Genomic DNA, 13,921 nt, shown 5'->3' with positions numbered 1-13,921 from the left:
GACATGAACACTATCTATCGTCTGGTTTTCAACCGCGCGCTGCGCGTCTGGCAGGTGGCTTCAGAGCTGGTGAAGGGCGGCGGTGGCCTGGTCGGCCATGTGCCGGGCCGGCAGAGCGCGGCACTGTCGCTGCTGGGCTTCGCGCTGATGTGCTCACTGGGCTGGGTCAGTCTGGCAACACCTGCGCTGGCGCAGTCCGATGCACGCATCAGTTCCGATCCGAACGCGCCGGGCCGTGAACGGCCGACGGTGGTGACGGCACCCAACGGCGTGCCGATGGTGAACATCACCACGCCGTCGGCGGCGGGTGTGTCGCGCAACCGCTATTCGCAGTTCGACGTGGGCCGCGAAGGCGCCATCCTCAACAACGCCCGCGGCCAGGTGCAGACGCAGCTGGGCGGCTGGGTGCAGGGCAACCCGTGGCTGGCCACTGGCAGTGCACGGGTCATCCTCAATGAAGTGAATGGTCCGGCCAGCCGGCTCAACGGCTATGTGGAAGTGGCCGGGCAGCGTGCCGAAGTGATCATTGCCAACCCGGCCGGCATCCAGGTCAACGGTGGCGGCTTCCTCAATGCCAGCCGGGTGACCCTGACCACCGGCACCCCGATGTTCAGCGGTGCAGGCGCACTTGAGGGCTACCGTGTCACCGGCGGTGCGATCCAGATCGATGGCGATGGCCTGGACAGCAGCCGTGCCGACTACACCGACCTGATCACCCGTTCGTTGAAGGTCAATGCCGGCATCTGGGCCAACCAGCTGCAGGCAACGCTGGGCAGCAACGTGGTCAGTGCCGACCACAGCCAGGCCAGCGCGAACGCGGCCAGCGGCGAGGCACCGACGTTCGCACTGGACGTCGGCGCGCTGGGCGGCATGTTCGCCAACAAGATCTGGCTGGTCGGCAACGAGCATGGCGTGGGCGTGCGCAATGCCGGCAGCATCGGTGCGCAGGCCGGCGAGCTGGTGGTGACAGTGGATGGCCGTCTGGAAAACACCGGTGCGCTGCAGTCGCGGCAGAACGTGCGCGTGCAGGTCAGTGGCGACCTTGCCAATGCCGGCACCATCGCGGCTTCGCGTGAGGTGGCCATCACGTCTGGCGGCACGCTGGACAACAGCAACGGCACGCTCAATGCGCAGCGCCTGCAGCTGCAGGCGCAGGGGTTGCGCAACCAGGGCGGCGCGATTGAACAGACCGGCGTGCAGGCCCTGGTGCTCAAGGCCGACGCGGCCAGCAACCGCAACAATGGCCTGCTGGGCACACTGGATGCCGTGGCGTCAGGTGGCAATGAGGGCAGCCCTGGCGGCGGTACGTCGCCGGGCAGCGGTAGCGGAACGCCCGGAACCGGCACGCCCGGAACACCGGGAACCGGCGGCGGCAATGGCGGCTCGACCGGCACGCCGACGTCGCCGGCGCTGCCGCTGGCCGAGGGACTGATCGCCATCACCGGCACGATGGACAACGACGGCGGCAGCATCAGCAACGGCGGCGCGGTGTCACTGGCTGCACGCAACGGTCTCGACAACAGCGGCGGTCGCCTGGGAGTGAGCGCGCTGCAGGCCGGGGGCGAGCTGCGCAATGAGGGCGGCACGCTGCAGGTGCATGGCGATGCCGCGCTGCAGGTGGGCCTGTTGTCCAACCAGAAGGGCGCGCTGAGCGTGGCCGGCGGCCTGCTGCTGGAGGCGCAGTCGCTCGACAACCGCGGCGGTGAACTGCGGCACGCCGGCAAGGCCGCATCGTCGTGGGCGGTGCATGGCCTGTTCAACAACGACGGTGGCCTGCTGGCCACCAATGCCACGCAGCTGGCGTTGCGCGCAGGCCAGGTCGGCAATGCCGGTGGCCGCATCGAACATGCCGGTGAGGGGGGCCTGCAGCTGGATACGGGCGACTGGGCTGGCGCCGGTGGCCGGCTGAGTACGCTGGGCCGCCTGCAATGGACGGCCGGCAACGCCGAGCTGCGCAACGGCTCGCTCAGTGCGGCCGGGTTCGACATCGTCGCCGGGACGCTGGACAACCGGGGTGGCAGCCTGCTGTCGCTCGGCACCGGTGCCAGTTCGGTGAAGGCCACGGTGCTGGACAACAGCGCCGGCGGCACGCTGGCCAGCAATGGTGATCTGGGCCTCACCGCGATCACGCTGGAAAACCGCAAGGGGCTGGTACAGCAGGCCGGCACCGGCAGCCTGCGGGTGCAGGCCGAGACCCTGCGTGGCAGCGAAGGGCGCCTGCTCAGCAACGGCGCGCTGGTGCTGTCCGGCGGCGAGCTGGACGTGAGTGGCGGTACCACGTCGGCGCAGCGCGTGCAGATCCAGGCCGATGTGTTGCGCAACCGCCAGGGCCAGATCGTTGCGCAGGGAACGCAGGCGTTGGCACTGGACGTGCGCGATGCGCTCGACAACCAGAGCGGCCAGATCGTCGGCAACGGCGGGCTGCGCATCGACGCCGGTCGCATCGACAACCAGCAGGGCACGCTGCAGTCGGCCGGCACGCAGGGCGTGGCGCTGACGGTGCGCGACACGCTGGACAACAGCGGCGGAGGCATCTCCGGCAATGGCCAGGTGCAGCTGCAGGTTGGCAGCCTGGTCAACCAGGGCGGCAAGGTGCTGGCGGCAGGCAGCGGCGCGCTGCAGGTGCAGGCCCGCGAACGTCTGGACAACGGCAGCGGCGGCCGCCTGGCCGGTACCGGTGATCTGCGGCTGCAGGCGGCATGGCTGGACAACCGCAGTGGTGCGATCGAACACGCCGGCGGCGGCACGTTGCAGATCCGCGCCGACAGCGTGCAGGGTGCGGGCGGCCGCATCCTCAGCCAGTCGACGCTGGAGCTTGAGGGCGGCGACCTGCTGCTGGGGGCCGGCAGCATTACCCAGGCCGAGCGCATTGCCATCGACGCGCAGCGCCTGGACAACGCTGGCGGCAACCTCAGCGCGACCGGCAGCGGCGCGCTGCGGCTGCGCGTGGCGCAGCGCGTGGACAACAGTGGCGGCACGATTGCAGGCAATGGCGCGCTGGAGGTAGAGGCCGGCGAACTGATCAACCGCAAGGGCACGCTCAGCGGCGCCGGTACGGCTGACAGCACGCTGCAGATCGCCGGAGCGCTGGACAATCACGAAGGCACGATCGCCAGCAACGCCAACCGCCTGGCGGTCACTTCCGCACGGCTGGACAACAGTGGCGGCAGCATCCGCCAGGCTGGCAACCAGGGCCTGGACATCACCACCGGCCGCCTGGACGGCAGCAAGGGCACGCTGGTCTCCTCGGCCACGCTGACCCTGCGCGCCGACGACGTGGATCATCGTGACGCGACGCTGGGCGCTGATCGCTTCGACCTTGAGGCCGCCACGCTCGACAACGCCGGTGGCCGCATCATCGCCAGCGGTGAAGGCGCCAGCCGCATCAAGGCGACGACGCTGGGCAATGCCGGTGGCACGCTGGCCAGCAATGGTGACCTGACGCTGCAGGCGCAGGCGCTGGACAACAGCGCAGGCAGGATCCAGCACGCCGGTAGCGGCCAGCTGCAGGTCTCGGCGCAGACCCTGCTGGGCAAGGGCGGCAGCGTGCTCAGCAATGGCAGCTTTGCGCTGGATGGCGCCAACCTCGATCTGACCGGGGCGACCACCTCGGCGCGCCGCGTCGACATCACTGCCGGCACCCTGACCACCGCCGGTGGCACGCTTACCGCAACGGGTGAAGACGCGCTGCGCCTGCGCGTACAGGGTGTGCTGGACAATCGCGGTGGTTCGCTCGCCAGCAATGGCGCGCTGGATGTCACCGCGCAGCAGCTGATCAATGCGCAGGGCACGCTGCAGGGCGCAGGCACCGGTCACTCCACGCTGGCGATCGGCCACGCTCTGGACAACCAGAAGGGCCGCATACTGCTCGGCGGTGCCGGTACGGTCACCGCTGACAGCCTCGGCAACCAGGGCGGCACCGTGCATGCGGGCGGCAGCGCGCTGGTGCTGGGCGTTGACGGTCGCCTGGACAATGGCGAGCAGGGCCTGCTGTCCAGCACCGGCACGATGACCCTGGACGCCGACAGCCTCGACAACCGCCACGGCACCCTGGTCGCTGGCAAGGACCTGACGGTGACCACGGCAGGAGGCGTGGACAACAGCGACGGTGCGATGCAGGCCGGCGAACGCCTGCAGTTGCAGGCCAATGGCCTGCTCAACCAGCGCGGTACGCTGCTGGGCGGCCAGCTGGACATCGATACCCGCGGCCAGCGGCTGGACAACCGCGCCGGCACGCTGGGCACGCAGAAGGGCGACCTGATCGTTCGCAGTGGCGCGATGGACAACCAGGGTGGTCGCGTGCAGTCGGCGGCCGACCTGACCATCAACACGGCCGGGCAGGACATCGACAACCGCGCCACCGCCGGCAGCGGTGGATTGCTGGCAGCCGGGAAGCTGCAGCTGGATGGTGGCGTGCTGGACAACCGTGGCGGCGCAGTCAATGCACAAGGCGATGCGCGCTTGCTGCTGGCCCGCGTCGACAACAGTGGCGGTGGAACACTTGCCAGCTCCGCGGATCTGTCCCTGCAGGCGGCGAGCCTGGCCAATGCCAGTGGTCGCGTGCAGGCCGGGCGCAACCTCGACCTGACCCTGGCCGGGCACCTGGACAACGCCGCCGGCGCGATCGCGGCCGGGCAGCGGTTGACCCTCACTGCCGCCAGCGTGGACAACCGCAACACCCGTGGCGGCGACGGCACGCGTGGCCTGCAGGCGGGCCAGCTGCAGTTCGGCGCCCAGTGGCTGGACAACAGCCAGGGCCAGATCGTCACCGATGGCGGTGCGCGGCTGCAGATCAACGGCCAGCTGCAGAACACCGGCGGCGTGATCAGCACCGGCGGCAACCTGGACAGCCAGGCGGACAACGTCGCCAACAGCGGTGGCCTGCTGCGCGCCGATGGCAGCCAGACCCTGGTGGCACGTGCGCTCAGCGAAGACGGCCAGGTGCATGCGCAGCGTGACCTCGGCCTCACCCTGCAGCAGGGCATGCGCCAACGTGGCGAATGGATCGCCAACGGCACGCTGTCGCTGAATCTGTCCGGCGACCTCGACAACCAGGGTGTGGTGCGCGGTGGCAACCTCGACCTCAACGCCCAGAACATCACCAATGCGGCTTCGGGTGAGATCTCCAGCCAGGGCACGACCCACCTCAATGCCCGTGGCCAGCTGACCAACCGGGGCCTGATCGATGGCGCGCTGACCCACCTGGAGGCCGGCGAAATCGACAATCTCGGCACCGGGCGCATCTACGGTGATCGCGTGGCGATCTCCACCGGCGTGCTGAAGAACCGCGCCGAAGAGGCCGGTGGTGCCACCCGCGTCGGCACCGTGGCCGCACGTGAGCGCCTGGACCTGGGCGTGCGCGAGCTGCAGAACACCGGCAAGGGCCTGATCTACAGCGGTGGTGATGCTGCCATCGGCGGCACGCTCGACGCTGACCGGATCGCCAGCGGCATTGCCGGGCGGATCGACAACATCAGCTCGGTCATCGATGTGACCGGCAACCTGTCCATCGATGCGCAGGTGGTCAACAACATCCGCGAGAACGTGGTCATCACACAGGCCACGACCGTGATGGATCCGGTGCGGCTGGACCGCCCGGCATGGTGGCGCAACGGCAAGAACGGCACCGAGGATATCCGCAGTACCAGCCACTACTCCGCGCACGAGGTGTACTACCTCGACCCGGCCGACATCCTCGAAGACACGCCGCACATCACGCCTGATGGCTTCACCGTGCATCGCGCGGTGGTGCGCCTGAGCTCGAAGACCAGTGCCTACTTCTTCGGACGCGGTGGCCTGTATGCCGGCCTGGGCGAGCGCGCGCGCCTGAACGTGCAGGATGGCACGGTGGTGATGTACTACGTCGGCCGCCAGGACAACCAGGTCAATCCGGACCAGGTGCGTGTCGGCGCGGATGACCCGTTCGCCGAGCTGAGTACCCTGCATCCCGATGCGCCGGCATTCCGCTATGTCGACGACAAGCTGACCTATTCCAGCAACTACGGAACCTGCACCACCAACTGCGTGCAGTTGTGGACCTACAAGGACTACAACGATCCGGACCATACGCTGACCAATCCGCGCGGCTCGGGTGGCAACAACGTCAGCAGCAATGAGCAGTACCGCATCGCGACCCGGACAGTGACCGAAGATGTGCTCGGCGCCGGGGTAGGCGCCGACGCGGTGATCCGCTCCGGCGGCGCGATGCGCATCGGCACCGACAACCTGAAGAACCACTACGGCAGCATCGCCGCAGGGGGCAACCTGAGCATCGTGGGACTGACCGCGACGGCGAAGGTGGAGAACCTGGCGCAGACGCTGTTCCGCACCCATGAATTCAACAATGTGGGTCACACCTACAGCAACGAACGGGTCACCTGGAGCAATGACACGATCTCCGAGGAGATCGGCAGGATCGGTGGCAGCATCACCAGTGGTGGCACGCTGGTCATCGACGTCGGTGACCTGAGCAACCTCAACCAGGGGCGAAACGCGCCGAACGTGCAGAACGGTTCGGCCATGGCCAACCTCAATGTGCAGGGGCCCAAGTCGCTGCCGGATGGGCCGGGCCATGGCGGTGCGCAGGGGCCGGGCCAGTCCACCGGCACCGGTGCCGAACGCGCGCTGGCGCAGGCGGCCGATGCCGCCGGCACTCAGCAGGGCGGCAACGTCGGCGGCGTGGCCGGCAACAGCGGCACCTCTGGGCCGCGCGTGGTCGCGGCCAGTGGTGGATCATCGGACCGCATCGCGATGGGTGCACCGGACACGCGCGCGCCGAGCGCCAGCCTGTTCAACGTCAATCCCAACAGTGGCCACTATCTGGTCGAGACCGATCCGCGCTTCACCGACCACAAGACCTGGCTGAGCTCGGACCACCTGCTGGGCCAGATGGGCTACTCGCCCGATACCGTGCACAAACGCCTGGGCGATGGCTACTACGAGCAGAAACTGGTGCGCGAACAGATCGGCCAGCTGACCGGTCGCCGTTTCCTCGATGGCTACGCCAGTGACGAGGCGCAGTACCGCGCGCTGCTGGAGGCCGGTGCCACGGTGGCCAGCGAATGGGGCCTGCGCCCCGGCGTGGCGCTGACCGAAGCACAGATGGCACAGCTGACCAGTGACATCGTCTGGCTGGTCGAGCAGACCGTCACCCTGGCCGATGGCAGCACCACCACCGCGCTGGTGCCGCAGGTCTACCTGCGCCTGCGACCGGGCGACCTGGACGGCAACGGTGCACTGCTGGCCGGTGCCAATGTCGATATCAAACTGGGCAATGGCCTGGTCAACACCGGCAATATCGCCGGCCGCAAGCTGGTGACCATCGATGCCGGCAACATCGAGCACCTCGGCGGCAGCATTTCCGGCCAGTACGTCGGGCTGTCGTCGGACAAGGACATCCGCGTTGTCGGTGCCGCCGTGACGGCCACCGATGCGCTGTCGGTCAAGGCGGCGGGCAACGTCACGGTGGCCTCCACGGTGGAGACACAGCGGGGCGGTGGCAGCTACCAGTACGAGACCAACCGCATCGATCGGGTCGCCGGCCTGTATGTAACCAACCCCAGTGGCGACGGCATGCTGTCGGTGGTGGCTGGCGGTGACATCAGCCTGCAGGCCGCACAGATCCGCAACGCTGGCACTGACGGCCTGACCCAGCTGGCCGCAGGCGGCAATCTGGATGTTGGCGCGATTGCGCTGGAGGAACGCCGCGACGCCACCTTCGACGAGCGCAACCACCAGCGCAGCAGCAGGACGACACATGCCGCCTCGTCGGTGCAGGGCGCTGGCGATGTGGTGCTGGCCGCTGGCAAGGACATCACCCTGGCCGCCGCGCAGATCAAGGCGGGGGCCGGCCTGGCATTGCAGGCCGGTGGGGACATCAACAGCCAGGCGTTGGTGGACAGCGAGAGCCGCGATTTTGCCAATGCGGGCAAGCGCAGCTCGCTGCAGGTCAGCCAGCGTGATGAGACGGTGCGTGGCAGTACGTTGCAGGCAGGGGACAATCTGCTCCTGAAGGCTGGCCGGGACGTCAACCTGACCGCCGCGTTGGTCGACAGCAATGACGGCACGGTAAGCGTGGCTGCGGGCCGCGACGTCAACCTGCTCTCAGCCAACGAGACGCACGACTACAGCCTCGACAGCTACGACAAGAAAAAGAAGACGCTCTCCAGCACCACCACCACGCGCAGCGTCGACGCCAGCGACAGCTATGCCATCGGCACGGCGATCCAGGGCGAGCGCATCAACATCACGGCTGGCCGCGATCTGACTGCGGTAGGTGCGGTGGTCGATGCCACCGGCAACGTGATCCTGGGGGCTGGCAACAATGTGCTGATCACTGCCGCCGAGGACCATCACAGCAGTGAATCCAGCGAGAGCAAAAAGAAATCGGGCGTTACCGGAGGCTTCGGCAACGGCGTGGCATCGGTTGGATACAGCAGCGCGAAGAACAGCAGCACCCGCGCCGAGCAGTCCACCACCCAGGTGGGATCGGCGATCGCCTCGCGCGACGGCAATGTGCTGATCAATGCTGGCAACACACTGACGATCGGGGCATCGGACGTCGCCGCAGGCGAGAACCTGACACTGGTGGGCAAGGACATTGCGCTGCTGGCGCGGCAGGACACCACGGATAGCGAATCCAGCCAGGCCAGCAAGTCCAGCGGCTTCTCGGTGGGCGTGACCTACGATCCGACCAAGGCCTACCGCAGCGCCCGCGATTCGACCACCGACGGCATGGCCGACAGTGGCTCGGCAATGGGGCGGATCACCCGCACCGCTGAAGGTGCAGCCTCCGGCCTGCGCGCGGCCACCACTTCGACCGTGGTGACTGCCGGCAGCCAGCGCACCAACAGCGAACAGAGCCATTCGACCAGTGATGCCCGCGTCAGCCAGTTGGCTGCAGGCGGCGATCTCACGTTGATTGCCAATGGGGGCTCGATCCTCAGCCAGGGCACGCAGATGTCGGCCGAGGGCAACGCTGTGCTGCTGGCCACCAAGGACATCGTGTTCGACGTGGCCCACAACACCGAGCGCAGCGACAGCAGCAGCCGCGGCAAGGGCTGGGGCTTTGCCAACAACACCAGCGGCCTGCCGTTCGGTACCAACAACTCGCAGAGCCAGGGCAGCGGCAGCAGCGACACCATCACCGGCACGCAGCTGTCGGTCGGCGGCGGCGTGCGCATGGCCACCACCGAGGGCAACATCAGCCTGACCGCAGCCAATATCGCCGCCGAGAAGGACGTCAGCATCCGTGCGGCCGGTGATCTGCTGGTCCGCAGCGGGCAGGATACGGTCAGCAACGCCAATACGTCGGACAGCAAGGCGATCGGCACGGTACAGATATCGGATACCGAGAAGTTCTCCGGCTGGCACCGCGAGCAGCACCAGGACGACAGCGCGCAGGTGTCACAGGTGGCCAGCAGCATCGGCAGTCTGGGTGGCAGCGTGAACCTGACCGCCGGTGGCAAGTACACGCAGACGGCCAGCAATGTAGTGGCAGCCAAGGACGTGAACATCACCGCTGCCGAGATCGAGCTGCTGACCGCCGACGAAAGTGGCCATTACTCGCAGAGCGACAAGGACCTGAAGATCGGCGTGTTCGCGCGGGTGAAGTCGCCGTTGATCGACCTGATCAACAACGTGGACGCGGCCCGTCAGTCAGATGATCGCCTGCAGAAGATGCAGGGCATGGCAGCGGGCGCCAACGCGTACCAGGCAGCCAGTGCGATCTCGGCGCTTTCCGGCCATGGCGGCAGTGGCGAACTGTTCCGTGCTGAAGCAGGCATCGGCTTCAAGACCGCCAACAGCAGTGCCGATGGCAGCAGCATGGTGTCGCGTGGTTCCACCATCCAGGGCGGCGGCAACGTCAACCTCACCAGCACCCAGGGCGACATCCATGTTGTTCAGGGCAACCTGAGTGCAGGCAACACCCTCAGCCTGGATTCGGCCGGAGATATCCTGCTGGAAGCTGGCAAGGCGCATGTGGCCGACCGCAGCAAGAGCAGCAATGCCGGCGCCGAAGTCGGCGTGGGGGTCTCTGTAGGCGCGCAGACCGGCGTGTATGTGTACGCCGAAGCGAGTGTTGGCAGCAGCAAGGCCAATGCCGAGAGTAGCACCTGGCAGAACACCACGCTGACCGGCAAGAACATCTCGATGAAGGCCGACGGCGATACCACGCTGCGTGGCGCCACAGCGTCCGCTGATCGCATCGACGTCAAGACCGGCGGCACGCTGACGATCGAGTCGCTGCAGGACATCGCCGAGAGCATGTCCAGGAACAGCCAGGTGGGTGGCCGCGTGCAGGTGTCGTTCGGCACTGCGTGGAATGCCGACGGTTACGCCAGTGCAGGCAAGGCCAGCGGCAGCTATCAGGGTGTTGGCCAGCAGAGCGGCCTGTTTGCCGGTAATGGCGGGTACCACGTCGATGCCGGCCACGTGAACCTGGTGGGTGGTGCGATTGCCAGCACCGATGCGGGCAACAGTGAACTGACTGCGGACTCGCTGACGTTCACTGACCTGCAGAACCACATGGACTACACGGCCAGCTCCGGCAGCATCAGTGGTGGTGCGGGCGGGGAGATGGATGGCTGGACGCCCAAGCCGGGAACTGCCGCACCCCGAGGTGGTCCGGGCCTGCCGATGATGGAAAAGGGCAGCGACAGCAGCTCCACCCTTGCCACCTTGACCGAGGGCAACATCACCATCGGTGGCAAACAGACCTCGGCGGCTGAGTTGGGCATCAACACTGATGCCAGTGGAGCGCATCGTGGGCTGGATGCACTGCCGGATGCGAGCAAGCTGCTGGCGGATCAGCAGGCAATGGCGGCTGCGGCGGGGACGGTGATGGCCACCAGCCAGCAGATCGCCTGGGATATTGGCAGTGCAGATGCGAAGAAGATCACGGATAAATATCGGGAGCCGATGAGTCCCGAAGAGAGACGGGCGTTCGATGCGCTCCTTCCCGACGAGCAGTTCAAGCGCCTCGTGGCGTTCGATGCATCCTACCCGGAAGCGCTGGTGACCCAGCAGAAGTGGGCCCCTGATGGCGTCTATGGTCGCGCACTCGGCGCAGTGACCAGCGCGTTGGTCGGTGGTGTTGAAGGACAGGGACTGGGTCAGCTGGGTTCCAACGCGCTGGCGCCGTATGCGGCTGAACTGATCGGCAAGACGTTTGACCCGAACAAGCAGAGTGCTGTGCCTAGCGAGGCCATGCAGATGCTGTCGCACGCGCTGCTGGGCGCGCTGTTGGCAGAGGCCAATGGTGGGTCGGCGGGAAGTGGGGCGTTGGCGGCCGGTGGTGGTGAGCTGGCGGCGAAGTTCCTGGGCGACTACTACGCCAAGCATAATAAGGGGCAGTTGTCGCCCGAGCAGGCGGAGCAAGTAAGGGTGCTCGGACAAGCGGTCGGCGCAATGGCGGGAGGACTTTCCGGTGCAGGTATTTCTGGCGCGACATTGGGCATGGGTATCGCAAAAAACGCCGTTGAGAACAACTACCTGAATCATGACGAGCGGATGGAGTACCTTCAGGCGACTGTTATCTGCTCTGATGCAGGTAAAGACTGCGATATCAAGGAAAACTTCGAGCGGCTCTCCGCTGAGCGCGATTACAAGCTCATGATGGCATGCCAAGTGCCAGGGTCTATCGCGTGCAGTGAGCAGCGATCACTTGCGAAGATTGCACTGGAATCGCATAACTCTCCTATATATAAGGGGGAGTATGACGCATGGATGGCTGAAAACGCCGATAAGCTCATCGCTGCGAGCAATAATGCCGGTTCTGGGGTCAACCTTGAAAAAATTGCCATTCACTCTTCCACCGAAGATCTGCAAAGGAAGGTGTACTGTTCGCTGGTTGGTGAGTGTGGTTCGAACACTGTCGATTTATTGCGTGGTGCAGGCTACGGTGCGGAAGCCGACTGGTTGTCGTCGACGAATCGAGCGGTCGCTGGTGCTGCGTTCGTAAACGGGCTCTGGACCGGCGGAAAGGACCTGGTAGCGGGTGCTGCAAGCATGAACCAGATCAGTGTTCTGCTGGGCTTGGTCTCGGATTACAAGGAGATGGATAAGCTCGGCTTGCAAGCGTTCTACGAAAAACGCAACAACGCGATCAGTCAGGCCATTAATGGGTACATGGAAAAGACGGCAGGCCTTGCGTACTATCTGACGGCTGGGCGAAATTCGTGGAACTTCGAGGACGTTGGCCAGGCAGCCGACATTGGCGGAAGGCTTGTTGTTGATATTGGAAGTTCTTTCGCAGGGCCTGAGGCGCTCCTTGCAAAGGGGGCTAAGGTCACCGCACTGGAGGCTGCTGCTTCAGAGGCACTCGAACGAGCTCGAAAGGCGCGCTCGGTAAAATTGGAGCCGGATGGCTCGTTGCCGCCGCATCTTCTGCCGGATAACATTGATGGTCACGGTCTAATCGAACATCCCGTTCTGCAAATTCCGGATTCATCAATGGTCGCCGCCGAGAGGCTGAAATCTGATCTGTTCGAGCTACAGAAGGTTGATGTTAGGCTTAACACGATGTTGCCCGGCGGTGGAAAGCCAATTGAGGTAGTCGCGGAAAGTAGTATTGGTGGCCAAGTGCTGTGGGATACCAATCAGGGGTCGCGGCCAGCTCATTTGGCCGATCCGAATCGGCCGACCTTGATCTCAGATCTGGTGCCTCCAGGGCGTCCAAATTCAAATATGAAAGACGCACATGCCGAGATCGCGTTGATTCAACAGGCGTTCGATGCAGGTCTTACGAGAGGACAGGATATGAGTATGGTCGTGCGAGGCAGATCCGTTTGTGATTTCTGTATGTCTGATATCGGAAAGGCTGCTGACCGCGCCGGTTTGAATAGTGTGAGAGTACTGGATGCGAGCAATGGTAGAGTCCATGTTTGGGTAAGGGGGATCGGATGGAAATGATGGTGGACGATAGTCTTGAGGACGATCGAGCGTTCGAGGTTGAAATTCTTATTGGGCGTTCCAGTCCGCACGTTGAAATCGCAGAGAGGGTGGTCTGGAGTAGGGTTGAGGCTGGGGTTAGAGCAGTGTTCGCTCAAGGAGGACGAGTAAGATTGCGACTTCTCGAAGCAAGCGGTTACATTCGAAAGATGAGCATGGACGCAAATCCGGGCAATTTCAGAATGCTTGCTTTTACTTCTTCGGATGATATGAGGATGGAAATTCTGGAGTGGTGTGGGCCTGATGATGGAACGGCCAGTGGCTACGTAAAATTTGACGATGATATGTGGGATTCTCGAAAAGTGTGCAGTGATGTCGATGTTGCACTTCGATTGTTTGGTGAGTTTTACAGTCGAGGAGATCTTCTTGATGGGCTTGTGTTCTTCAGGTCGCCTTGGGATCCTTTGCAATGAATTCCGAGAGGTGCTGCAACTCTTGGTTGAAGCGCCAATAGATAATCTTGCGGCGGTCCCATGCCATTATTTCAGGCCGCCGAATGCCTTTTCCTGAATAAGTATATGGAGAGGGGGCAGGGCACTCTTGCTGATCTATTGTCTTCGGGAGGGGAATTTCTGTGGGCGAATGGCTTGCCCAACGACCCGGTAATGTGGGGTGACTGGTGCGACGCATTTGCTGAGGTTTCAGTCGATGGAAATGCTCTTAATTATGAATTCTGTAGCGCGCAAATTAGTTCATCAGGCGGACGTTTGACGTTGCTGGATGCGTTCTCAGTAATGCTGGTATTCCTCGAGGCGATCTTTGATCGATCCGGTGAGGATCTTCCGCTTTTCGAAGTTATTGGGCGTCTCATGTCGCCTCTAAGTGATTCCGGTTGTCCGAATGATTCCTCTGTCTGGGTTGAGTGGGTGGAGTCGGTTGGAAAGGTTAGGTCGTAGGGGTTTGGGCGGCGGCTTCCCTGATGGCAATAGGGATTGAAAGGGGTGGGGCTGGCGATGCAAGAGGATCTTGA

2 protein-coding genes are annotated in these 13,921 nt (G+C 64.6%); both read left to right on the top strand.

Annotation, left to right across the window (positions count from 1 at the left end; all coding sequences use genetic code 11):
- Positions 1 to 3: 3 nt before the first annotated feature.
- A complete protein-coding gene (locus DFO63_RS12410) occupies positions 4 to 12,912 on the top strand; it encodes a hemagglutinin repeat-containing protein (RefSeq protein ID WP_259337427.1) in 12,909 nt (4,302 codons plus the stop codon).
- 2 nt (positions 12,913 to 12,914) lie between these two features.
- Positions 12,915 to 13,364, top strand: a complete 450-nt coding sequence (locus DFO63_RS21990) for a hypothetical protein (protein WP_147416446.1) — start codon at positions 12,915 to 12,917, stop codon at positions 13,362 to 13,364.
- Positions 13,365 to 13,921 lie beyond the last annotated feature (557 nt).

It is taken from the genome of Stenotrophomonas sp. AG209 (assembly GCF_003550055.1).
GTDB lineage: Bacteria > Pseudomonadota > Gammaproteobacteria > Xanthomonadales > Xanthomonadaceae > Stenotrophomonas.
Note: the sequence above shows the minus strand (reverse complement) of the source record. Positions and strands in the feature narration are given on the sequence as shown.

What these genes read in the sequence shown, in the direction of transcription:
- DFO63_RS12410 (WP_259337427.1), top strand. Translation starts at nt 4, where the DNA reads ATGAACACTATCTATCGTCTGGTTTTCAACCGCGCGCTGCGCGTCTGG.